The organism is Segatella copri, from assembly GCF_009495355.1.
Lineage (GTDB): Bacteria > Bacteroidota > Bacteroidia > Bacteroidales > Bacteroidaceae > Prevotella.
On sequence record NZ_VZAD01000018.1, the window covers coordinates 1 to 21,109 of the forward strand.

Below are 21,109 nucleotides of genomic sequence, written 5' to 3' on the forward strand. Positions count from 1 at the left end.
GCCACAGTGAAGGGAATGGTCGATGTCGGCGGCGTGGCAGGTCAGACGAATTCGAGTGCCACCCTGACCGCTTGCTATGCCACGGGCAACGTGATCATAGAAATGGCCCCCAATAAGAATATCGCTGGCGGCAGTCTGGTGGGAATGAACGCAGGAAGCAGCCTCCTTGCCTGCTATGCCACGGGCAACGTAACCAGTACGGGTAGTAGCACTGGCTATATGCATATCGGCGGTTTTTTGGGAAATAACTACGCCAACGTGATGACCGCCTGCTATTGGAAGAACAATCATGAACAAGGCATCGGCTACAATAGGGAAAGCACCGGAGCCACGAAGGTGGACGGCACTGTCGTTACCTGGCAGAAAGCCGTTGATGCCATGAACACCGCCTTGCAGGACAAAGGCTCAGAGTGGCGTTACGAACTTAAAGGAGCATTGCCCACCTTGAGGAAGCAGTAAACCGTCGGGGGGAAAAGTTACGCCCGCAACGGAAAGAACCAGAGTAATAAAATAACAGATATTATGAGGATAAGATTTTTTGCACTTGCAGCGCTCGCCCTCTTATTGGGCGCCTGCACACAGGACGAAGCGGGCTTCCTACCAGAAGGGGCGGAAGGCACACCCATCGTCTTCACCGCCACGGGACTGAATCCCGCCGCGACAGCCACCATCGGCACCCGTGCCCCCGCGGATGGCAATTGGAAGGGTGTGCAGAGCGTGGCAGTCCTGATGGACGGCACGGTGAAGGCATACGACGTGACGCCCTCCACCGTCGACAACACCAGCGCCACGCTGACCTCCACCGACCCGCACTACTGGACCAACCACAAAGACATCACCGTCACGGCGTGGTGGCCCTACACCGCTGGTGAGACATCCCCGCCTGCGGTGAAGGTAAAAGCCAACCAAAGTGCCCGGAAAGACTTTGAGGGCAGCGACCTCATCGTAGCCGACGGGCAGACGGTGACCTACGGCAGCCCCACGCTCCGCTTCACCCACCGCACGGCGCGGGTGACCATCGTTCTGACGGACTATACCGAGGAGTCGATGGGCGTGCAGCTGACGGGTCTCTCCACCGAAGGCGGCAACCCGGATATAATCACCCCGTATGACAAGGGCAGCAACACCTACACCGCCATCGTAGCCCCGCAAAGTGTGGCAGCTGGCACGACCTTCATTACGTGCACCTTCACTAACGGCAAGACCTTCGTTTATAAGATGAAGAATGCTACCGACTGGCAGGCGGGCGGTGAATATACCTACACTGTCTCCCTCGCTGCGGCAAAAGACCCGGGATATACCATAGAGGGCAACGGCAGCTACACCGTTACCTCCGCCGACGGCCTGATGAATGTAGCCGAATTAGTGAACGGAGGTAAGACCGACATTAACATTACCCTCGACAAAAACATTGATCTGACGGGCAAAGGCTGGACGCCGATAGGCACAAGCTTCGATAACTCATACAAAGGCACTTTCGACGGCGGCGGCCATACCATCACGGGGTTGACCGTTACGACAAATGACCAATTTGTGGGTCTGTTCGGCTATCTCAATAGAGCTGGTATGGTGAAGAACGTGGTGATGGAAGGCATACAGATAACAAGCAATCACATGTTTGGCTGTACTGGCGGCGTGGTAGGATATAGCTGGGGCACCATTGAAAACTGCTCGGTGTCGGGTAGCGTCAGCGGCACAGATTGTGTCGGCGGTGTGGTGGGTTCACAAAAGGCCGGTTCCATCATCGGATGCAGCTCCTCTGCCACTGTGAAGGGAAAGCACTATGTCGGCGGAGTGGCAGGAGAAAAATGGGGCACCATGACAGCTTGCTATGCCACAGGCAACGTGACCTTAGAAATAGCTTCCCAAAAGAATAACTTTGGCGGCGGTGTAGTGGGATTAAACGGAGGAAGCCGCGTCCTTGCCTGCTATGCCACGGGCAACGTAACCAGTACGGGTAGCAGCACCGGCAATGTGCATATCGGCGGCTTGTTTGGAGATAGCTACACCACCGTGACCGCCTGCTATTGGAAGAACAATCAGGAACGAGGCTATAAGACCGCCCCCGAATCCACGAAGGTGGACGGCACTTACGTTACCTGGCAGAAAGCCGTCGATGCCATGAACACCGCCTTGCAGAACGCAGGCTCAGAGTGGCGTTACGAACTTAATGGAGCATTGCCTACCTTGAGGAAGCAGTAAACCGTCGGGCGGAAAAAGTTCCGCCCGCAACGGAAAGAACCGAAGTATAACCCCAATAAAGAAAGGAGGACGTGATGGAACACACGGAGAATCCACCATATTGGTTTTGGCATCAAGGCATTGTCAATAATAATATAGTCTCCAGTGTAAATATGGAAGCTGTAAGCCGGACATTGTCAAGATTGGTGCTCATTAAAGACAACAAATCAAGTATTTAAATTAAAAACATGGGACTTTTTCACAGAGGCAAGAAAAATAATGACGATGAGCCGGACAGTGTTCAAACCAATTCATTCTCTGATATTATGAATGGTTTGCAGTACGCCGTAAACTGTGCACAAGATACATTACAGAATCATCAGATACAAAATCTGACCAGACTTTTTGAAGGAACAAATGCAAATAACGCAAATACGTTCCGATCAAAAAAAATCATGGTTGGAGACAAGACTATTGATATTCCACTTATAGCCTTGATATCCCATCATTATCTTGCAATGGATAATGTGCAGATAAAGTTCAAGGCGAAGGTCGGAAGCGTGGAATCACAGATTCCGGAAAACAACTTGCTGTTATCCAGTCCGCACAGAGCCAATCTCCAGATGCAGATGAGCAACATAAAACCAGATACAGATGATATCATGGAGGTTTGCGTCAATTTTAAAGTTCAGGAGACTCCGGAGAGTATTTCCCGAATCATTGACGATTTTGTAAAAAACATATAACAATTTCAAAATTCAAATGTTATGGCAGAAGAAATAAAGAACCAAGGGCAACAAGAATATGCAGAAAATATAAGCGGGCAAGCGAAAGAGATTATTTCCGCTGCATTGGAAGAGACTAAAAATAACGGTACATCCCCTGTACTTGGAGATCCGAATGTGACTGACAATTTTAAGGGGCTTCCCATGCGGGAACTGATTGCAGCACCGCTTATTGCAGCAGCCGAAGCTCAACAGGAATTGGCAGCGACAGCATGGAATTTCTACCAGAAAATTGCTTTTGATGAAGACGGTAAAACAGCTCGTGTATTGGAATTCGATATTAAAAGACCGATACAGCAGGATGGAAAAATGACAACAATGTCACAAAGTGTCAAGGCTCCGTTTATAGGATTGGTGCCTATTCCTTCCCTGCTCATAGATCGCGTGGATGTCGATTTCCAGATGGAGGTTACCGATACATCAAACGTAAAAAGCACTACCAACGCAGAAGTAGAGACAAAAGCTTCTGCAAAACATTGGTTTATAAATGCGGAAATCAGCGGCAAAGTCACAACCGCCCGCGAGAACACCCGCATGACCAACCAAACGGCAAAATACCAGATACATGTTTCTGCCAGCCAGCAGCCGCAGACCGAAGGTCTGTCTAAACTGATGGATATAATGGCATCATGTATCGAGCCTATAAATACAGAAAGCAGTAAATAGAGTATAAACATATAGAACGGGATGGATAAAGTCCCGTTCAAATTTGATAACAATTATTATGAAAACATAATAAATGCATCAAACATCTAAAAATAGCCATATGAAAATTTGTACATGGAATTCCCAAGGAAATCCTCTTAATGATGCTATTAAATTAAATATATTGAATCATCTATTAACAATAGAACAATGTAATGTTGTTATGATACAAGAATGTGGTCAATTCATACTGCCTGCACAACATAGTGGTAGATACCACTATGTTGTGGTAGGACATGCAGGCGCTTATAATCAGAGATGTAATACTTGTATCATTGCGGATTTGAATTTTGTAGCATCAATACATTATCTGATATCAGGAACAGGCCGATCCGCAATTTGTTTAAATTATAATGGATGTAACATTTATACCCTTCATTGCGAATCTGGGTCTGGTGCTGTAGGAGATATAAGAGATTTAGTACGCCATGCAGTATCTCCTTTCATCATTGGCGGAGATATGAATTCAACGCCAAGCGAATTATCAGATAATTTAAGAATAATGACCACAGGTACCAGAAGTAGGCCGGGAAATAGTGCTTATTTTGCCTGTTGTGGTATGCCAACACATATTTCAGGTCGAGAATTAGATTATTTCCTTATCGATAGCAGATTACAGCTAAAAACATCTGTACGAAGATATCATATGAAGGGTGGGGATCACTATCCTGTGATATTGGAGATTTAGTTAACCAATTATATTTTTCATAAACAAACAGTGTCACTGCGATATAAAATATTTTCCACCTGTACGGTTGAAGTTGATAAGGATTCTGTCAACAACCCCGATTGTCACTCCCCACATGTGCATTGCCTCATAGCAATACCAATACACATTCATAATTGCGAGTATGATACTCACGGCACGGAGAAAATCCATAATTTTTCCCAATGCTTTCAAATCATCTTCTTGTGCCATTGTTTTTCAGTTTTGAAGTTATACCTTGATAATACGATTAAAGGTTTCGCCCTTTTCGCTTCTTTTTCTTTCTGCGTAGTTCTATATCAAATGCAACCTCCTGTGCCTCATTTGAATGACCTCCTCCAGCCATGAACCCAAGACCGCTGCCATACTCATCGAACAAGCCAGAACCATGATATTCCTGTTCCGGCATTGTGCCATCTTCCTTCGGGATGGTAAGCGGTATTGGCTGCTCATTCTCGTAAGGTAAGGTGAAGTGCTCCTGTATGGCATTGGCAGAAAGATTCGCTCCAAGCCTTGAACCATTGAAAACGCTTTGAGTGCGGTGGTCAATGAATGTTGCTCCGTAGATACGGCCGTCAGCTGTATGGCGGAAAACAACATCAATGCCCTTTGCTTTCAGCAACTCAACGAACTTATCCTTATGGTACGTCTGCTTCAAGACAGCTTCCACGCTATGACGGGTCATCTCGGATAGTTTCTTTTCCTCCTTAAACTTCTTGGTAGAATAAGCGAACCGTTTTTCTATTGCCTCCACACCGACAGATTTGTCAATCTTGGAAGCCTTGAAAGGATTTCCAACCTTATTGCCATGTCCGTCCGTGGCAGAATAGACAAAACCATGATACTCACGACCGCCAACTTCGCCTCTGACCTCCTCCAAGGATATATTATATAAGGAAAGAAGTGCACGGTATTCGCCTAAGGACTTGAACCTGTAGGTAGTACAGAGTGATTTCACGGTGTTGGCAACCTGCTTCTTCACATTGCCTTGGCTTACATCCACCTTACGAAGTGGATTGTCTGCCTGGCGTTGCTTGCGGTCCGCCTTGTGGAGATTGTACTTCTCCTCCAAGTCACGGGTGATAGCCTTGCTCCTGTGGTAATTATATCAACTGTCCAAGCATTTGCCGTTCTCATCCACCCGGATGGTCACGATGTGCATGTGATGACGGTCGATGTCCTCATGCTTGTAAACCATGTATGGCTGGTTGCCATATCCCATGCGCTCCAAGTATTCCCGTGCGATATTCTCCATCTCCATATCCGTCAGCACATCATCAGGATGCGGATTCAGGGAGATATGCACGACAGGCTTTTCTGTTCTTATATGCGGAGAAATGTATCGCTGGAAATCACGCAAGGCGTTGGTGATGCTTGTTTTTCCCGAACAATCATCGAAGATCTTGTTTGTAGCCAACAACTTTCCCTCTTCCTTGTTAATCTTCTCACCATTGTATGCCAGTGCACCATACAATGAACTTCCGAAACTTATCTTTGCGACCATCTTTCCTCAAACTTACGGTTTAGTTCAACTATCTCACGGGTAAGAGAGACCAGTTCCCTGGTGCAGTTCTCCAGCTTATAGAGCAAAGCCATCGCCTTTTTCTCTGAGAAATGACAACGGAGTTCCTTGACAACCTGGTTGTAGTTGTTGCCAATCATTCGGTACTGCGAGTGAAAAGAAGAAAGCTTGGTGTAGTATTCCACCAAAGTCTTGTCTTTACGCAACACCTTGAACGGCTCGCCGAAGATGCGTGCCTTGGCAAAAACAGCCTTCGCCTTCACGTCAGTCTGCTCATACATGACGAGGAATTTCATCCACTCGTCATCATCGAACCGAAGCATCACATGGTGCGACTTCGGATTCTGTTTGGGGATTCGTCCCCCTCGTTTTCTTTCTGTGTTCATATAAAATGGATTAAGTGGTGCATATAGCTATGATGGAACCATACAACATATCGGCAGATTGGAACATGGGGAGCCCGACTTCGGAGAGGCTACCAACCTGGCAGGGCAAGGTCGGGAGGGAGTAACCCGAACGGTTTTGAGTAACTCAAAACATACCTTGCTATGTCTTTGAGGACATAAAAATCCGCTTAGGGTGGATTGAAGTTAGCCTTCGTAAGAAGCTGTCCCATCCCGAATGGAAGCTGTTCGGGAAATCTTGTCCTTTGCGGAGCATCAAGCCTTGTTCTTGTCGGAACGATATGGATGCGCTATCCATTGCTTTGCCTTCCGGGTGCAAAATTACGGCTAAAAATACGCCCTGTACGATGCTACCCCAGACAACCACTGCAACTATCGGCAACATGCTGCCACAGGATTTGAAAACCATTGTTTTTTGGAAATTTCGTTGTTATTTTGCAGCCGAAACATTGAACCAATGATTTGAAAATATGATGAAACAAGCATTTGCAGCAACGAATAAGCCTGTCACTATTGCAGCGTCTCTTTGCATCCATGATGCTCCACTGACGTACAGACTTACTGATTCACTGTCGTACTGTCGTATGGAAATGATGAAGCATTGCAACAGTTCAAGGTCTCCATAATGGAGCAATGACCGATAGACATGGACATCAAAGTGTTCATATCTTTGAATTGGCAGGAAATCATAGAAACGAGTAATCAACAATTTAAAAAGTTAACGATATGAGTAAGACAAGATTTGTTGCGTTCGCAACACAGAAAGGCGGAATAGGAAAGTCCACCATCACGGCTCTTGTAGCCAACTACTTTCACAATGTCAAGGGTTACAATGTGGCGGTCATAGACTGTGACGAGCCACAATACAACCTTGCAGACCTGCGAGACGAGGAACTGGAACTCATCAAAAGCAGCGACTATTTCAAGGCGCAAGCCTGTGAGCATTTCAAAAAGCTGGGCAAGAAGTCCTTCAGCGTAACGAGAAGCAATGCTGTCAATGCGCTTGACGACGCAGAGACAGTGTTGAATGAAACAGAGGTTAAACTTGACTTCATCTTCTTTGACATGCCTGGGACTATCAAAAGTGAGGGCGTCATGAAGACCTTGTCTCAGATGGATTACATCTTTGTACCCGTCAGCGCAGACCGCTTTGTTGTAGAAAGCGCAATGAGCTTCATGCAGTTGTTCCACGACAACTTTTTGACACAGGGTTGGTCGGTCACCAAGAAACTTGCTTTCTTTTGGACAATGGTTGACAAACGAGAACGAACGAGTTTGTATGATGTATATGAAGGTATGTTCAAGTCTCTCGACTATTCGGTTCTCAACACACGACTGCCAGACAGCAAACGTTTCAGAAGAGAGCTGTCGGAGAACAGAAAGGCAGTGTTCCGTTCCACCATCTTTCCATCAGACCCAAACCTGTTGCGAGGGAGTGGCATCAAGGAGTTGTCCGACGAGATTTGTGAAATCATAAAGACATGAGCCTATGGTAAGCAGAAAAATCAACACTGACGCAATAGATGAAAATCTGCTCATTGCCTCTATTGGCAAGAGCAAGATTGGCACGACAACGGCATCCATTCTTGACGGAGCTTCCCAATCCCAAGTGAAAGATACCGAAGAGAAAGAAGAGGTTGGCTGGAAGTCCCAATGCTCGCAGACCGATAAGTCGCCAATTTCACGCAAGCCTCCCAAGGCTTCTTCGGAAAGTTACGATTCGGCATTCTTCAAACGAAACGAGATAAAGACTCGTCAATGCGTTTATATCAGCCGTGAGATACACAGGAGAATTTCAAGAATAGTCAGTGTGCTCGCAAAGCATGAGTTGACAGTCGGTGGTTACATCGACCTTATTCTTGAGAGACATCTTGAAGAGAACCAGGAAGAAATCAACGGCTTGCTGAGAAAAGAGATTGACGATTGGAATGTGTAACAAAAAGGAACAAGCATGACAATGGAAACTATATTCTTGATAGTCTTGGCTGCATTCAATGTTTGGACTATCTATTTTTACAACAAGTTGCTTCTTGAAGTTGCGAACGACAAGGAAAAGGAGAAAAAACCGCTTATCGACCCGATGGCACTTGTAGGCAAAAGTCTTTTCAAAGTGTCCCAACTGCGGAAGAAAGAAGAAACGGAACAAAAACAAACAGAATCCATATCCGTATCGGATAATGACGTGACATTTGACGATTCTCCAAAGAGTACGGCACGGATTTCTGACGAACAGCTTGATGACGTGTTTACGAATGTTCGCATAGAAGATATTGGTGTGAAATATTCTGACAATAAGAAAGATTCCGATGTGCCACAAGCCAAAGGGTCAAGTTTTGAGGAAATTGACGCAGCTGTGAATACCATCAAGGCACCGAAAGCAACGGACAAGGAGAAAAGACATGCAGGCAAGGTTTTCCATGAGATGGATGGCAACCAATTCTATGAGAAATTCATGGAGAACAGCGAGGAGTGCAAGAAGAACATCCATGATTACGTCACCTTCTACTTGCAAACTCACAAGATTGTAGAGATTTCCAAGCCAAAGAAAGAGTTTAAGGTGTCAGACAGTATAGAGGACTTCAATATCCTCGACTTTGTATAACAATTTAATAAGGAGAATTATGGAAAGAACAGAAGAGAACAATGCAACAAAGGATAGATTTGCGCATGTGGGCAAAATATTCTCGGAAATGGACAGCGAAAAGCTACAAGCTGAAATCGCAGAACGCTCAAAGATTATTAAACGCAAAATAGATGCGTTGATGGAATTGCATATGTCAGGTATCTGACAAAAACTGTTGAGGTTGGATTTTCAATAGTCAACAAGTATTTCAATAGCAGAGAATTTGTATAACAATTAAAAAAATGATTATGGCAGACAAAACAAAAAACTGTGGTAAAGGACAACTCACTTCGACAGATGCCAAGGAGTTGTATGAGGCTTTCATGAGAAATTATGAAGAGACAATGGAGGAAGTTGGTAAACAGATTGACGCTTGTCTTGAAGAGACATTTCAAGACCGTACATCGTCAACTATTTCCGACAAGGAGGAGTGTTTTGATGAAGATGCAGCATATGAGAATTATGATGTGGGAGAATTTGAGCCAATCGACAGAATGGAGAAAGAGCGTGCTGAGCAGTATGTCGGTAAGTTCATGGCAAATGCAGGTTTTACCGCAAGATATGGCAGACATGTTGGCATCAGCGAGGACATTCATGAGCGTGTGACTAAATTTGTCAGTATCGTAGGCAAGGGAAAGATTTCCATTGCAAGTTATGTGGATAACATCATCAACGAACACTTCAATGCCTATGCAGCCGAAATCAAGGCTGCATTCGATGAATGTCTCAAATCGTATCGCCTCTGACAATAAATTAAGAGTACGCTAATGAAAAAGAAAGACTACGGCTAAAATCTCAGCTTGCCACTGAATCCATAGGACGGCATCATGCCGCATTAGTAAGCAAAAGTGTCAATCGCCAGATGGGACTATCTCCCAAGGAACAGAAAAAAACGATTTATGAATAAAGGACAGTCCTTTTGATTTGGGCTGTCCTTTGTTATTCTGCAAGCATCGCAGATAAGGAAAAAACGGTTCTTTGCCACTTTCTTTCCGCTCCTCGGCTCATGAAGAAAGTGGCGGAACGAATTTTCATCGCTCCGCCTAAATTATAATAATGTGGTGTTATGTTGTTGCAACCATACGCTGCTCTATAAGTCTTGCATTGCTGTTCACTAAGTTGATGATGTCGGCATGGTGCTCGGTGTCCTTGTTCTGTAGTCCGTGGCATTGTACGACTTTCATCTGTTCGAGAGAAAACTCCACGGTCTCAACCCTTTGTTCGGCTATTCTTGCAGAGAAGATGATGCAGTCGGGATTGAGTGAATAGTTTGTACCGCTGCCTACGCAATGATGCATCGCCTTGCCCTCAAGAACGTGCTCCCTGACGCTTTCAAGCATTCTCACCACGATATTGCCGTCCGTGAATATCAAACCGAAGAAACGGCTCTTCATTTCCTTGAACTTGTCCTCGTTCTTCAATGCCTTGCGTATCTCCTCCTCGGTGCGCTCCTTTTCTTTCTTTGCTCTGATTTTCTCGGATATTCTGTCGTGCTCGGCTTCAAGGTCGTCGGGACAAATGTAATGTGGACTTCTGATGTCCTTGCCCATTTCTACCAACATACAGATGTAGTCCGCCCATTTGCCGATGTCTGTAATAAGGTAATGGTTGCGGTTGGCTATCTTGTAGGCATTCCAACAAGTTTCCAAGTGCCGTGGGTGGTCTATGAAGTGGCGGACGTGTCCGTAACGATATTGCTTCATCATTGTTTCGATGCGGTGGTCTGTCAGCATCGCCTTGAACAATGTAAGCGGTTCGATGCCGTGAAACGCTCCGTCAAAGCCGTTGCGCCATATCTGAGGAATAACTTTCATATCGGGGCAGACCGGAAATGAAGCAATATGCTGATAGGTGGTGTTGTCCCTGCGCAGTTCAATGTCGGAGTCGTAGCAGAACGTGTCCATATAGATACCCATTGTGCGCTTGCGTGCCATAACCTCCACCTTGCCTTTCTCGTTCATCCAATAGCGTGCCACCTCCCAACAATAGATGTCTGCCTTTTGTCCCTTGCGGTAATAGGCTTTCATCTGATATGCTCGCATAAGTTGCAGTCCCTTACGCTCGGTGAGTACGCTGAAATAGGTAGAAGACATTGCCTTCTGTCGCTTGGTGCGCTGCACTTCCAACTTTGCCTTACACTTCGGGCAGACACATCTGTCCGCATCCTCGTCCGTAGTCCAAGTGTGTCCGCAGTCCATGCAGGTGGTCAGTCCGTGCTTCAACTGAAAGGCATAGTGGTCAAGACACTCACGGAATGCCCATTGCATTTGCGCTCCCTTGATAGGTCGTAACCCCTTGTTTGAGGTTACGACTTGCTTCTGATATTTCGTTCTTGGTTTCATAACGTGTCGAATAATGATGGTTGGTGTACTTCTGTTTCCGTTCTCTGTGAGGTGCGCTTGGCGGTATCTCTGTTACGCATCTTGTTCATCTGCTCTTGCTGATATTGGCGGATGGCTTCCTGTCTTGCTTGTGCCTTCTCCTCCTCTGTGAGTTCAATGTGATGGTTAACAGACACTTGGCAGTTCAATGGTTTTCCTACCTCGATGTCCTTCTCCTCGTAGTAGTGGATGGCTTGCCCATATATCTCGTCATCGCAAAAGCCGTTGCAACCGCTCTTCTGTACCCAATTAAGGATATAGGTGACGCAATCGTCTATGTTCTTGTCGGGGTTGTCATACTTGGCTGCAAAGAGTTCGTCCTCCATTGCTCGCTCCTCCAAATAGGCTTGTATGGTTCTCTTGAAATATTCTGTAGTGTTCATATCTGATGTTGTTAAAGGGGTTGTTACTCATGATAGATGATGTCGCAGTCCTCAACTTCTGTAGGCAGTCCGAAAAACGGATAACGGCTGAAGTAAGGTTCTGTGCACATGTCCTCGTTGTATCTTGGACTTACTATCTCAATATTGTTCTTGCGCATGGCTTCGTCCACCATACGGATTTCCTCGTCAGTCAGTCCGCTTGCATCGCCATTGATGATGTAGCAGAGTGCCCATGTAGGTATCGCTTCAATGCTTCTGTTCATATCGCTTGTACTTTAAAGTGTTAATAACCAAATGAATGTTCCAATCAGTACCACCATAGAAAGAATGGAAATGATGATGCCGAAGATGAACTTCACAATTCCCAATATGACTTCACCGACCATGCAGAGAGCCATATATCCCAACCAAGCCACCAAAGTGATGAGGGTTGAGCCGACTGCGGAGAGTAATCTCCACCAAGTCTGTGTTATGTTGATGTTTGTTGGCATATAGCCTTGAATTAAATTTATTTGCGGTTCCAGGAACTGAAGGGAAGTTCTCGTTTCTTCACCTTTTTGTCGCTCCCTTTTCCGACATTTTTTTTGCGTCTTCCTGTCGCATCGGTCGTTTCGTTTCAGGTGCCTTTCAAGGGCGGCGAGGCTGGAAATACAAGGTTTTTCGGAAAAATACTACCCAACGGTGTGGAGATTTTTTCGAAAACCGAAGGCTCGACCTTTTATTTCCAAAGCCCGCTGCCATACCTTTGCACCTGCACGATAACGGTTGATGCCAAAAGGAAAGACCATGTGGAGGAAAGAAAATCAGAGCGGCAAATGAAAATAGAAACTTCACGGAAGTTTTTGGACTGCACGATTATCGCATACTCATTTCTGAGAAATGGATACAACTTCGTCTTACAAACGTCTTGAAAAATGGAAATCGCATACAAAAATGGCACATCCATCAGAGAAATTCCGACGAAAGAAGAGAATGGCTTGTCCATGCTTCTTGCATCGGGTTTTCTCCAAGGCTGTGCAGTCAAGCATGAAAGTGGTCGTTGAGGTTTACATCAATGACTTCTTTCTTGCGGTGGAGTATGCAAACAAAATGGTACGGCAAATCAAGGAATGGTGTTTCTTTTGATCGGTTAGCCTGCAACCGACAAAAAGAAACACTTTTCCTCATGCCGTACTACTGAGACATGAAAGGGTGGCGTGCCACTGTTTCATGTCGTTTGGATTGTGCGATAAAAAATGGAACTGCGAGTTGTGGCTATAAAAATCAGCCGTTGTCAGCACGGCAAACAAAGAAAAGTCCTTGGCAGTATAGTCTTGAAGTATTTCAAGGCATACCGCCAAGGATTTTTTTTGCCGTGCCATAGTCGGAGGAAGTTAGTCTGAGGTACGAGGACTGTCTTTCTTCGACGACGGCTGACTTTTATACAAAACACACGAAAGGATGGGTATATGCAAACGAAATAGACCATTCAAAACAGGAACCCTTACCACATATGTTTGAATGGATTGAAATGGCAATAGCAAAGAATAGAGAAGAATATGGTTAATAAAAACAGATTTATCCAAGCAAAAAATCGAGGATAAAAAATCTTAAAACATTCTTTATCCCCGATTAAATATCGTACCTTTGCAACCGAAAGAGTTCTTTGGATGGTTATGCAAATCACAGCAGGATGCTACATTCTGTTTATTTCTAATTCGTAACCTCTTCTTTTTATGAGATAAAAACTTATCTCATTCTCAATCACTTATAAAAAATACGTACTTTCTTTCAAGGAATATATGTCTGTTTATGATGGTTCAGTGGAAAAAGGATGGGCGGAATATAGAATGTATGGAGGTTTACCGCAACTTTTATCACAAGTTGGTGATGACAAGAAAACGGATTTCTTACTTCATCTTTATCGCACAGTTTATCTACGCGATATTTATGAGCGCAACGGTATTGACTTGAAACAGGAATTTGAAGAACTTTCCAAAACTATTGCATCAAGTATTGGTGCACCAGTCAGTGCCAGAAAAATTGCTGATACATTCAAATCTGTAGCCAAGGTACAAAACATTGCTGATAAGACAGTTGCTTTGTACATGGGATATATGCAGGATGCTTTTCTTATAGAGAAGTCCGAACGTTATGATATTAAAGGGCGCAAATATATTGGATCATTGTCTAAGTATTATTATCAAGATGTCGGCTTACGCAACGCTATTCTGTCATTCCGGCAAAATGAGGTGACTCATATTATGGAAAACGTCATTTATAATGAAATGCGTATGCGTGGATGGCTTGTTGATGTCGGAAATATTTTCAACAGGGTAAGAAATACAGAAGGGCAGCAACAACGCATCACTCTTGAAGTTGATTTTGTCTGCAATAAGGGCAGTAAACGAATCTACATCCAATCTGCATACAAGATGCCGGATGCAGAAAAGATGGAGCAAGAAAAACGTTCACTCAAATTGGTCGATGATTCTTTCCATAAACTGATTGTTGTTGGTGAACACACTAAACCTTGGAGTGATGAAAACGGCATACAAATCGTCAGTATCTACGACTTCTTGCTTGATCTTTCATTTACTGAATAGAGAGATTGGGGACGTGCTTGGCATCCCCAATACCTAAGAAATTATTTCGTGGATACCATAAATAAAAAGAGGGTGCGTCACAGACTTATGACGCACCCTCTGTAATTTCATATATTATGAGAATGTATTATTTCCAAGTTAGCTTATATTTCCAAGTTTCCCATTCATTAGTTGATGGTACTCCATTTTTATAGAATTGAATGGTAAATTCTGTAACGTATCCATCAGAGTCAAATGTATATGTAATCTTAGCTTCTTCATCATTTAAACCATCTGGAAGTTGATTGCTTTTTACTCCAAGAAGTTCTGGACAAGCGATGAGCCACTCATTCCCATAGAATATGTCTGATACAAAAATTACAGGGTTGAATCCTTTACAAGTTTTACCGCTATAGCTATAGCTATATCCACATTCTGTTATTTTGTCTCCATCCCATTTGAGGGATATGGTATAATAATTTAAATAGTTTGCCATTTGTGCTCTGACTTCTTTTAGCTTATTGTTATCATTATATGTAAATTTTGTCTTGTAAACAGTTGAATTTCTAATAAGGTTATTCAATAGGTAGCAAGTTTCTGTTTTTCCCTCAGTGTCGGTAATCGTAACTATATCATTTGACCAATTGAATGTATAGGTATCATAGCCATCATTGTACAATTTTAATTTGCCATTGCTGTCATATGAGAATAGATAGACATTTTCTTTACCATCTCCACTGAAGGTGATTTGAGCCAATTTCTTGGATTTGTTTCCGCTACTACCATTGCTGTCATCGTCGCTGCTACAAGCAACGAAACCGATAGACATTGCTAAGGCTAATAACCCCATTCCTAATAATCTGAACTGTTTCATGATTTGTAAAATTAAGATAATTAATAAATATGCCAACGTCCCCAATAGGCGTTTGTTGCTAGGTAAATTGTTTAACACATAAAGAAAGGAGCATGGGGACTATTGGTGTTTACTGACATAAAGCTCTGGACTGCTTGCAAAATAGTATAACAGACAATAGCCCATGCTCCATGTGTTATATATATGGGTATATATATGCAACATGAAAGCATGAGCACCTTGAACTGCCATCTCATTTTGCATCGAATTGTCCAGATTCTATGTCGAGATAACGTCAAACGCTCATTCTAAATATGTACTTCTACTCCTTGTAGAATTGGTGCAAATTTAGCAATAATTGTTTGATTGACCAAGGAATTGTCTGTTTTTCTTCTAATGTATATTGAGATTTGTTGGTGCAACCCCTGATAGGGTACTCCCTGTTGGCTAAGTGTCATAAACAAAAAGCAGTTATCTAAACTAGATAACTGCTTAATTATTCAAGTGACTCGCATGGGGCTCGAACCCATGACCCCAACATTAAAAGTGTTGTGCTCTACCAGCTGAGCTAGCGAGTCAATCTCCAACCTTCTGTACGAAAGCGAGTGCAAAGGTACGATGTTTTTTTGAATTTACCAAATATTTATCTTATTTTTTGCTATTTTTCTTTATTTTCGGAACTTTCTGCTATTGCTTTTTCCGTATCTTGTGGTTCTTTGCCAAGATAATGAGGCTTTTCTCTTGTCACATACCTCTGCCAGTAAGCGATGAGAAGAGTGGTCAGCGGCAGGGCAACGATAAGACCTAAGAAGCCCAACAGAGCGCCCCATACCGAAAGACTGAGCAACAATATGGCTGGATTCAGTCCCATCGCTTTACCCATAATCTTAGGTGTAACCACCATATCGGTAATCACCTGAACCACGCAGAACACCAGGAATGCAAGACCGAAGACTAACCAGAAACTCTGTCCTGTATCGGCAGCTTTCAGCATAGCGAGGAAAGCTGTAGGAATTAGGGCAAAGGTATGCAGATAGGGTACAAGGTCGAGAATACCTATCAGTATACCCAATCCGATGGCCATCGGGAAACCGATGATGGTGAAACCTATACAGAACATGATACCCATGCAAAGCGCCACCATACCCTGACCGCGTATGTAGTTGTTGAGTTCCCTTTTCACATCGTTCATCAGCGCCTGCCAGAATGGACGGTTCTTCTTAGGGAAGATACGCACCCAGTTGGCTGTAAGTGTTTCATAATCGAGCAGGATGAAGAACATGTATAATAAGGTAATCATCGAGGCGATGATGCTCAGCAGTACGTTGGCAGTCTGTCCCACTACGGCAAACAGCTTGGGCATGGTTGACTTCATGGTATCCGAGAAATCCTTGCTTCTCAAGAACCGCTCTATCTGGTCCTGGTTGTTTTGCATCCATTCCTTGATCAATGCCGTGAGGTTATTGGTATGTGTCGTTTGATGGAGCCATTTTGTCAGCACATCTCCCAGTTTGTCAAACTGGTCTATCATCGGAGGAATGATGAGCCATATCACACCACCAATGACGGCTATCATGGTCAGCATGGCGATGATGATGGACAAGGCTCTGATGCGAACATGCATTTTGTTTTCTATAAACAGCACGACGGGGTAGAGCAGGTATGCAAAGAACCATGCAATGAAGAATGGCAACAGTACACTGCTCAGATAATTAGTGACGTAGAGTATTCCTAATATCAGGATGATAATACCAGCCCAACGTACGAACTTGTCGAATGTAATTTCCTTGGCCATAGTGATATTTGAATTCTTTTACTTCCCTATTTGCGAAAGTTGAGTAAATTATAGTTTGAGATTCTCAGCTGCTTCAGCCTTCATCTCTATGTCGATACTTCTTTGGTAGCATTCCCTGCAGAGAGGTTCATATTCGTCTTTCTCTCCAAGCAGCACACGCTTGTCGTTGTGGATAAGTCGGTGGCTCACATAAGCCAATGCGCCGCACTTGACACAGATGGCGTGCACCTTTGTCACTTCGTCGGCAATGGCGCACAGGGCAGGTATGGGTCCGAAGGGAATTCCCTTGTAGTCCATGTCGAGTCCTGCCACGATGACTCGTACACCATTATTTGCCAGTTGATTACAAACCTCAACCAGTCCATCGTCGAAAAACTGCGCCTCGTCGATACCCACTACGTCGATGTCGGAAGCCAACAGGAGGATGGCTCCAGAAGAATCAATAGGAGTCGACCTGATTGTATTCTTGTCGTGGCTCACTACATCTTCTTCCGAATAGCGTGTGTCGAGCGAAGGCTTGAAGATCTCAACCTTCTGCTTGGCGAACTTAGCTCGCTTCATTCTACGGATGAGTTCCTCTGTTTTTCCAGAGAACATCGACCCGCACACCACTTCAATTCTTCCGGGGCGGTGTGTCTCCCCAATTAGGTATTCTGTCATTTCGGTGACAAAATTAACAATAAGGTTTTAAAAATTGCAAAGAAAATCCTTTTTTTTTTGCTAAGAAAGATTTATTAACTACATTTGTACGCTGTATGGGCACATTATATATAGTACCGACTCCAGTAGGTAATATGGAGGACATGACAATGCGAGCCATCAGAGTTCTGAAAGAAGCTGATTTGGTGCTTGCGGAGGACACTCGTACATCGAGTGTCCTGCTGAAGCATTTCGATATCCGCAATCGCTTGATGGCGCATCATAAGTTTAATGAACATGGAACAACGGCTGCCATAGTCGACCGGTTGAAAGCAGGCGAGACCATCGCACTCATCAGCGATGCTGGTACGCCAGGTATCAGCGACCCTGGTTTCTATCTGGCCCGTGAGGCTGCTCAGGCAGGCGTCACCGTGCAGACTTTACCGGGAGCCACAGCTTGCATCCCTGCTATCGTGTCGTCAGGACTGCCCTGTGACCGTTTCTGTTTCGAGGGCTTCCTGCCACAGAAGAAAGGACGCCAAACCTATATGGAGTCACTCAAGGACGAGACTCGCACGATGATATTCTATGAGTCGCCTTACCGTGTGGTGAAGACCTTGCAGCAGTTTGCTGAGGTTTTCGGTGAAGACCGCCAGGTGAGTTGTTGTCGTGAGATTTCCAAGCTTCACGAGGAGAGTGTACGTGGCACTTTGTCGGAAGTCATCTCTCATTTCATGGAGACGGAGCCGCGTGGCGAGTTTGTCATTGTCTTGGCAGGCAAGGATCCCAAGCAGCTGAAGGAGGAAATGAAAGAGCGCAAGCGCGAGGAAAAGAAAAAGCATTATAAACAAAGTGATAAAGGAGAATAATTATGAAAAAGTTATTTTTTATGGTTTGCTGCGCAGCCTTGTTGATGACAGGTTGTAAGGACGGCAAGAATGCTCCCGGACTGGCGAGTGTTCAACAGACAGACTCGCTGAACGATGTCATCGCTCAGAAAGACAGTGAAATCAATGAAATGATGGGCACGCTGAATGACATCGAAGAAGGATTCCGCTTGATTAATGAGGCAGAAAATCGTGTCGCCTTGTTGAAGAATGGCGAGGGTACAAGCAAAAAACAGAATCTCAAGGAAAACATCCAGTTTATTGCCGAGCGCATGAAGCAGAACAGAGAGCTGATTGCCAAGTTGCAGAAACAGTTGGAAAGCAGTACCTTGAAGGGTGGACAACTCAAGAAGACCATCGATAACCTCACTGCTCAGTTGGAAGAAAAAGACAAGCAGTTGCTGGCTTTGCGTGAGGAGTTGGACAAAAAAGATATCCATATCTCAGAACTCGATGAAACTATTGGCAACTTGAATACTAATGTAAGTAATCTTTCTGCCGACAATCAGCAGAAGGCAGAGACCATCAACGCTCAAGATAAGCAACTCAATACTGCATGGTATGTTTTTGGTACCAAGAAGGAACTTAAGGGTCAGCATATCCTGGAAGGTGGCAAGGTGATGAATGGCAACTTCAATAAGAACTATTTTACCAAGGTTGATATTCGCAACACTACAGAGATCAAGCTCTATTCCAAGTCTGCCAAGTTGCTCACAGCACATCCTGCAAGCAGCTATTCGCTTACTCATGATGCCAGCAAGCAGTATGTTTTGCGCATCACCAATCCACAGATATTCTGGAGCACCAGCAAGTATTTGGTAGTACTCGTCAAGTAATCCGGTCTATCTTTTACGCTCAAAGAAGTTTATCATGAGTGCCCGGCACTCATCTTCCAATACGCCCGAAGTGACTGTAGTCTTAGGATGCAGTGCTTCGGGCGCATATTTTGTATATCCCCTCTTCTCGTCGCCTGCTCCATAAACCACCCTGCTTATCTGTGCCCATCCTATGGCTCCGGCACACATGGTGCATGGCTCTACGGTGACATAGAGTGTACAGTCTTTCAGATATTTTCCTCCCAACATATTGGCACCAGCTGTGATGGCCTGCATCTCTGCATGGGCGGTAACATCGTGCAGCATCTCCGTCAGGTTGTGAGCTCTTGATATGATTCTTCCCTGACATACGATGACGGCTCCCACAGGTATCTCGTCCTCGTCGAATGCAGCCTGGGCCTCTGCCAGCGCTTTCCGCATAAACTCTTCGTCTTTCTTTTCTGTCTCGTTCATTGTATCTTTATTGCTTTGGTACAAAAGTACTATAAAAAAATGAGAGTGAAAAGAAAATATGGATGAAAAAGTTTGAGTTTAGAGATAAAAGTGTTATTTTTGCACAAGATAGCCGCAGGCACAAAAGGCGGTGAAGAAGTTAGGACAGCATGGCGGAACATAACGATTTGGGGAAGTGGGGCGAGGCTGAGGCTTCGCGATACTTAGAGTCGAAGGGCTATGCGATATTGGATCGTGACTGGCATTTCGGCAAGCGCGACCTGGATATCGTAGCTCTTTCGGAGGATGCTTGCACCATGGTGGTCGTAGAGGTGAAGACTCGTGCCTCTGATGATATGAGGGCTCCCGAAGAGGCTGTTGATATACGTAAAATGCGTAATCTTGCCGTGGCAGCCAATGCTTATGTCAAGGGACATGCAGTAGCACAGGAGTTGCGTTTCGACATCATCTCTATTGTGGGCTCTCCCTCTAAGATAGAGCGCATCGACCATCTGGTTGATGCCTTCAATCCATTACTGGTCTTATAGCAGTGGGTGAACAGTCAGTTCCTTTTTGACAGGGGGCTTCCCTGTTGCTGGCTGAACTGAGTGATTTTTGAAACTTATATATACATATTATTATAATGAATACAAAGATAATCAAGTTAGAGGAGACAGACTCTACCAATACATATTTGAAGAACTATTCTCCTTCAGATGAAGAGGAGATGGTGGTCGCTGTAGCCGACTACCAGACTGCTGGTCGCGGTCAAGGCACACATGCATGGGAGAGTGAACGCGGAAAGAACCTCCTCTTCAGTATCTTGGTGCGTCCGGTGTGGGTGCCGGTAACCCGTCAGTTTCTTTTGTCTATGGCAGGAGCCATAGCCTTGAAAGATGTTCTTGATACCTATACCGAGGGCATTACCTTGAAATGGCCCAACGACGTATACTGGTATGACAAAAAGATAAGTGGAACGCTGATAGAGACTTCGATATGTTCGCAGGGCATCAAGCGATGCGTCTTTGGCATAGGACTCAATGTGAACCAAGAAGAGTTTGTGAGTGATGCTCCCAATCCTGTGTCGCTGCGTCAGATTTTGGGACATGATGTAGACCGCGAAGAATTGTTGCAGAAGATCTTGGATGCCTTTGCCGGTTATTACGAATTTCTGCGTCGTGCTGACTATATGGATGTTTCCGGTATTTACCATCAGTCGCTTTATCGCCGTAAGGGTTATCATTGGTATGAGGACAAGGATGGTGAGTTCGAGGGTGCCATCGTAGAGGTAGAGGATGATGGACATCTCATTCTGCACGATAAGCAAGGCCACATCCGCTCCTATTCTTTTGGCGAAATCAAGATCAAGTTGTAAGCAGGGCAAGAGATTATTTCTGTCCACACAAAAAAAGA

General features: G+C 44.6%; 24 protein-coding genes, 1 tRNA gene and 3 pseudogenes. 16 read left to right on the top strand and 12 right to left on the bottom strand.

Features of this window, described 5'->3' with window-relative positions; translation table 11 throughout:
- The 5 genes and pseudogenes from F7D20_RS12875 to F7D20_RS01630 all read left to right on the top strand — a co-directional run.
- Window positions 1-459 (top strand): annotated as a pseudogene (locus F7D20_RS12875) (fimbrillin family protein); the annotation flags it as partial.
- Between the two features lie 63 nt (window positions 460-522).
- Window positions 523-2,202 (top strand): fimbrillin family protein, encoded by a 1,680-nt coding sequence (locus F7D20_RS01615; RefSeq protein WP_158462547.1) that lies wholly within the window; start codon window positions 523-525, stop codon window positions 2,200-2,202.
- Between the two features lie 227 nt (window positions 2,203-2,429).
- Window positions 2,430-2,927: a DUF2589 domain-containing protein gene (locus F7D20_RS01620; protein ID WP_153128637.1), complete on the top strand. Its 498-nt coding sequence runs from the start codon at window positions 2,430-2,432 to the stop codon at window positions 2,925-2,927.
- 21 nt (window positions 2,928-2,948) lie between these two features.
- Window positions 2,949-3,632 (top strand): DUF2589 domain-containing protein, encoded by a 684-nt coding sequence (locus F7D20_RS01625; protein WP_118422901.1) that lies wholly within the window; start codon window positions 2,949-2,951, stop codon window positions 3,630-3,632.
- A 100-nt stretch (window positions 3,633-3,732) separates the two neighbouring features.
- Complete coding sequence (locus F7D20_RS01630; RefSeq protein WP_153128636.1) at window positions 3,733-4,359, top strand: endonuclease/exonuclease/phosphatase family protein; 627 nt, start codon at window positions 3,733-3,735, stop codon at window positions 4,357-4,359.
- A gap of 48 nt (window positions 4,360-4,407) precedes the next feature.
- Here the strand turns inward: F7D20_RS01630 and F7D20_RS01635 are convergent.
- From F7D20_RS01635 to mobA, 3 genes and pseudogenes are all read right to left on the bottom strand, one after another.
- A pseudogene (locus F7D20_RS01635) lies at window positions 4,408-4,590 on the bottom strand (YWFCY domain-containing protein); the annotation flags it as partial.
- 37 nt (window positions 4,591-4,627) lie between these two features.
- Window positions 4,628-5,881: pseudogene (gene mobB / locus F7D20_RS01640) on the bottom strand (conjugal transfer protein MobB).
- The gene (gene mobA / locus F7D20_RS01645) at window positions 5,866-6,285 is read right to left on the bottom strand and encodes a conjugal transfer protein MobA (protein WP_158462549.1); all 420 of its coding nucleotides are present in this window, start codon (window positions 6,283-6,285) and stop codon (window positions 5,866-5,868) included. Before mobA ends, mobB begins: the two are co-directional and overlap by 16 nt.
- Window positions 6,286-7,029: 744 nt before the next feature.
- Here mobA and F7D20_RS01650 point away from each other — a divergent pair.
- The 5 genes from F7D20_RS01650 (at window position 7,030) to F7D20_RS01665 (ending at window position 9,672) form a co-directional block, all read left to right on the top strand.
- On the top strand, window positions 7,030-7,788 hold the full coding sequence (locus tag F7D20_RS01650) for a ParA family protein (protein WP_032856280.1): 759 nt from the start codon (window positions 7,030-7,032) through the stop codon (window positions 7,786-7,788).
- A 4-nt stretch (window positions 7,789-7,792) separates the two neighbouring features.
- Window positions 7,793-8,239 (top strand): DUF3408 domain-containing protein, encoded by a 447-nt coding sequence (locus F7D20_RS01655; protein ID WP_120489994.1) that lies wholly within the window; start codon window positions 7,793-7,795, stop codon window positions 8,237-8,239.
- Window positions 8,240-8,260: 21 nt separating this feature from the next.
- Complete coding sequence (locus tag F7D20_RS01660; protein WP_228114072.1) at window positions 8,261-8,905, top strand: hypothetical protein; 645 nt, start codon at window positions 8,261-8,263, stop codon at window positions 8,903-8,905.
- A gap of 19 nt (window positions 8,906-8,924) precedes the next feature.
- Entirely contained in the window at window positions 8,925-9,092 is a 168-nt protein-coding gene (locus tag F7D20_RS12880; RefSeq protein ID WP_005823744.1) for a hypothetical protein, read from the top strand.
- Between the two features lie 82 nt (window positions 9,093-9,174).
- Complete coding sequence (locus F7D20_RS01665; RefSeq protein ID WP_228114073.1) at window positions 9,175-9,672, top strand: DUF3408 domain-containing protein; 498 nt, start codon at window positions 9,175-9,177, stop codon at window positions 9,670-9,672.
- A 318-nt stretch (window positions 9,673-9,990) separates the two neighbouring features.
- Here F7D20_RS01665 and F7D20_RS01670 read toward each other — a convergent pair whose 3' ends face one another.
- The 4 genes from F7D20_RS01670 to F7D20_RS01685 are packed head-to-tail and all read right to left on the bottom strand — an operon-like array spanning window position 9,991 to window position 12,181.
- On the bottom strand, window positions 9,991-11,268 hold the full coding sequence (locus F7D20_RS01670; RefSeq protein ID WP_158462551.1) for a PcfJ domain-containing protein: 1,278 nt from the start codon (window positions 11,266-11,268) through the stop codon (window positions 9,991-9,993).
- Complete coding sequence (locus F7D20_RS01675) at window positions 11,265-11,690, bottom strand: PcfK-like family protein (protein ID WP_004312216.1); 426 nt, start codon at window positions 11,688-11,690, stop codon at window positions 11,265-11,267. Before F7D20_RS01675 ends, F7D20_RS01670 begins: the two co-directional genes overlap by 4 nt.
- A gap of 23 nt (window positions 11,691-11,713) precedes the next feature.
- On the bottom strand, window positions 11,714-11,953 hold the full coding sequence (locus F7D20_RS01680) for a DUF6926 domain-containing protein (RefSeq protein WP_068856519.1): 240 nt from the start codon (window positions 11,951-11,953) through the stop codon (window positions 11,714-11,716).
- Between the two features lie 12 nt (window positions 11,954-11,965).
- Window positions 11,966-12,181 (bottom strand): hypothetical protein, encoded by a 216-nt coding sequence (locus tag F7D20_RS01685; protein ID WP_158462553.1) that lies wholly within the window; start codon window positions 12,179-12,181, stop codon window positions 11,966-11,968.
- A 442-nt stretch (window positions 12,182-12,623) separates the two neighbouring features.
- Between F7D20_RS01685 and F7D20_RS01690 the strand changes: the two genes are divergently transcribed.
- Window positions 12,624-12,815, top strand: coding sequence for a hypothetical protein (locus F7D20_RS01690; RefSeq protein ID WP_158462555.1), 192 nt, complete (start codon window positions 12,624-12,626; stop codon window positions 12,813-12,815).
- Window positions 12,816-13,471: 656 nt separating this feature from the next.
- Window positions 13,472-14,275 carry an ATP-binding protein gene (locus F7D20_RS01695; protein WP_228114074.1) on the top strand — a complete coding sequence of 268 codons (804 nt, stop codon included), beginning with the start codon at window positions 13,472-13,474 and terminating at the stop codon, window positions 14,273-14,275.
- Between the two features lie 127 nt (window positions 14,276-14,402).
- Here the strand turns inward: F7D20_RS01695 and F7D20_RS01700 are convergent, their stop codons facing one another.
- The 4 genes from F7D20_RS01700 to F7D20_RS01715 form a co-directional block, all read right to left on the bottom strand.
- Window positions 14,403-15,128, bottom strand: coding sequence for a DUF4595 domain-containing protein (locus F7D20_RS01700; protein ID WP_158462557.1), 726 nt, complete (start codon window positions 15,126-15,128; stop codon window positions 14,403-14,405).
- A 484-nt stretch (window positions 15,129-15,612) separates the two neighbouring features.
- Window positions 15,613-15,685 (bottom strand) — tRNA-Lys (locus tag F7D20_RS01705).
- Window positions 15,686-15,765: 80 nt separating this feature from the next.
- Complete coding sequence (locus tag F7D20_RS01710; RefSeq protein ID WP_158462559.1) at window positions 15,766-16,902, bottom strand: AI-2E family transporter; 1,137 nt, start codon at window positions 16,900-16,902, stop codon at window positions 15,766-15,768.
- A gap of 48 nt (window positions 16,903-16,950) precedes the next feature.
- Window positions 16,951-17,562: a thymidine kinase gene (locus F7D20_RS01715; protein WP_158462561.1), complete on the bottom strand. Its 612-nt coding sequence runs from the start codon at window positions 17,560-17,562 to the stop codon at window positions 16,951-16,953.
- A 95-nt stretch (window positions 17,563-17,657) separates the two neighbouring features.
- Between F7D20_RS01715 and rsmI the strand changes: the two genes are divergently transcribed.
- Window positions 17,658-18,410 carry a 16S rRNA (cytidine(1402)-2'-O)-methyltransferase gene (gene rsmI, locus F7D20_RS01720; RefSeq protein ID WP_158462563.1) on the top strand — a complete coding sequence of 251 codons (753 nt, stop codon included), beginning with the start codon at window positions 17,658-17,660 and terminating at the stop codon, window positions 18,408-18,410.
- Window positions 18,411-18,412: 2 nt separating this feature from the next.
- Window positions 18,413-19,264, top strand: coding sequence for a hypothetical protein (locus tag F7D20_RS01725; RefSeq protein WP_022252804.1), 852 nt, complete (start codon window positions 18,413-18,415; stop codon window positions 19,262-19,264).
- 6 nt (window positions 19,265-19,270) lie between these two features.
- Here F7D20_RS01725 and F7D20_RS01730 read toward each other — a convergent pair whose 3' ends face one another.
- A complete protein-coding gene (locus tag F7D20_RS01730; RefSeq protein ID WP_022252805.1) occupies window positions 19,271-19,717 on the bottom strand; it encodes a nucleoside deaminase in 447 nt (148 codons plus the stop codon).
- Window positions 19,718-19,866: 149 nt separating this feature from the next.
- Between F7D20_RS01730 and F7D20_RS01735 the strand changes: the two genes are divergently transcribed.
- The gene (locus F7D20_RS01735) at window positions 19,867-20,244 is read left to right on the top strand and encodes a YraN family protein (RefSeq protein WP_158462565.1); all 378 of its coding nucleotides are present in this window, start codon (window positions 19,867-19,869) and stop codon (window positions 20,242-20,244) included.
- Window positions 20,245-20,339: 95 nt separating this feature from the next.
- Window positions 20,340-21,071 carry a biotin--[acetyl-CoA-carboxylase] ligase gene (locus F7D20_RS01740; protein WP_158462567.1) on the top strand — a complete coding sequence of 244 codons (732 nt, stop codon included), beginning with the start codon at window positions 20,340-20,342 and terminating at the stop codon, window positions 21,069-21,071.
- Window positions 21,072-21,109: the final 38 nt, after the last annotated feature.

Coding starts and splice junctions, on each gene's coding strand:
- F7D20_RS01615 (WP_158462547.1), top strand. CDS start 523: ATGAGGATAAGATTTTTTGCACTTGCAGCGCTCGCCCTCTTATTGGGC.
- F7D20_RS01620 (WP_153128637.1), top strand. CDS start 2,430: ATGGGACTTTTTCACAGAGGCAAGAAAAATAATGACGATGAGCCGGAC.
- F7D20_RS01625 (WP_118422901.1), top strand. CDS start 2,949: ATGGCAGAAGAAATAAAGAACCAAGGGCAACAAGAATATGCAGAAAAT.
- F7D20_RS01630 (WP_153128636.1), top strand. CDS start 3,733: ATGAAAATTTGTACATGGAATTCCCAAGGAAATCCTCTTAATGATGCT.
- mobA (WP_158462549.1), bottom strand. CDS start 6,285: ATGAACACAGAAAGAAAACGAGGGGGACGAATCCCCAAACAGAATCCG.
- F7D20_RS01650 (WP_032856280.1), top strand. CDS start 7,030: ATGAGTAAGACAAGATTTGTTGCGTTCGCAACACAGAAAGGCGGAATA.
- F7D20_RS01655 (WP_120489994.1), top strand. CDS start 7,793: ATGGTAAGCAGAAAAATCAACACTGACGCAATAGATGAAAATCTGCTC.
- F7D20_RS01660 (WP_228114072.1), top strand. CDS start 8,261: ATGGAAACTATATTCTTGATAGTCTTGGCTGCATTCAATGTTTGGACT.
- F7D20_RS12880 (WP_005823744.1), top strand. CDS start 8,925: ATGGAAAGAACAGAAGAGAACAATGCAACAAAGGATAGATTTGCGCAT.
- F7D20_RS01665 (WP_228114073.1), top strand. CDS start 9,175: ATGGCAGACAAAACAAAAAACTGTGGTAAAGGACAACTCACTTCGACA.
- F7D20_RS01670 (WP_158462551.1), bottom strand. CDS start 11,268: ATGAAACCAAGAACGAAATATCAGAAGCAAGTCGTAACCTCAAACAAG.
- F7D20_RS01675 (WP_004312216.1), bottom strand. CDS start 11,690: ATGAACACTACAGAATATTTCAAGAGAACCATACAAGCCTATTTGGAG.
- F7D20_RS01680 (WP_068856519.1), bottom strand. CDS start 11,953: ATGAACAGAAGCATTGAAGCGATACCTACATGGGCACTCTGCTACATC.
- F7D20_RS01685 (WP_158462553.1), bottom strand. CDS start 12,181: ATGCCAACAAACATCAACATAACACAGACTTGGTGGAGATTACTCTCC.
- F7D20_RS01690 (WP_158462555.1), top strand. CDS start 12,624: ATGGCACATCCATCAGAGAAATTCCGACGAAAGAAGAGAATGGCTTGT.
- F7D20_RS01695 (WP_228114074.1), top strand. CDS start 13,472: ATGTCTGTTTATGATGGTTCAGTGGAAAAAGGATGGGCGGAATATAGA.
- F7D20_RS01700 (WP_158462557.1), bottom strand. CDS start 15,128: ATGAAACAGTTCAGATTATTAGGAATGGGGTTATTAGCCTTAGCAATG.
- F7D20_RS01710 (WP_158462559.1), bottom strand. CDS start 16,902: ATGGCCAAGGAAATTACATTCGACAAGTTCGTACGTTGGGCTGGTATT.
- F7D20_RS01715 (WP_158462561.1), bottom strand. CDS start 17,562: ATGACAGAATACCTAATTGGGGAGACACACCGCCCCGGAAGAATTGAA.
- rsmI (WP_158462563.1), top strand. CDS start 17,658: ATGGGCACATTATATATAGTACCGACTCCAGTAGGTAATATGGAGGAC.
- F7D20_RS01725 (WP_022252804.1), top strand. CDS start 18,413: ATGAAAAAGTTATTTTTTATGGTTTGCTGCGCAGCCTTGTTGATGACA.
- F7D20_RS01730 (WP_022252805.1), bottom strand. CDS start 19,717: ATGAACGAGACAGAAAAGAAAGACGAAGAGTTTATGCGGAAAGCGCTG.
- F7D20_RS01735 (WP_158462565.1), top strand. CDS start 19,867: ATGGCGGAACATAACGATTTGGGGAAGTGGGGCGAGGCTGAGGCTTCG.
- F7D20_RS01740 (WP_158462567.1), top strand. CDS start 20,340: ATGAATACAAAGATAATCAAGTTAGAGGAGACAGACTCTACCAATACA.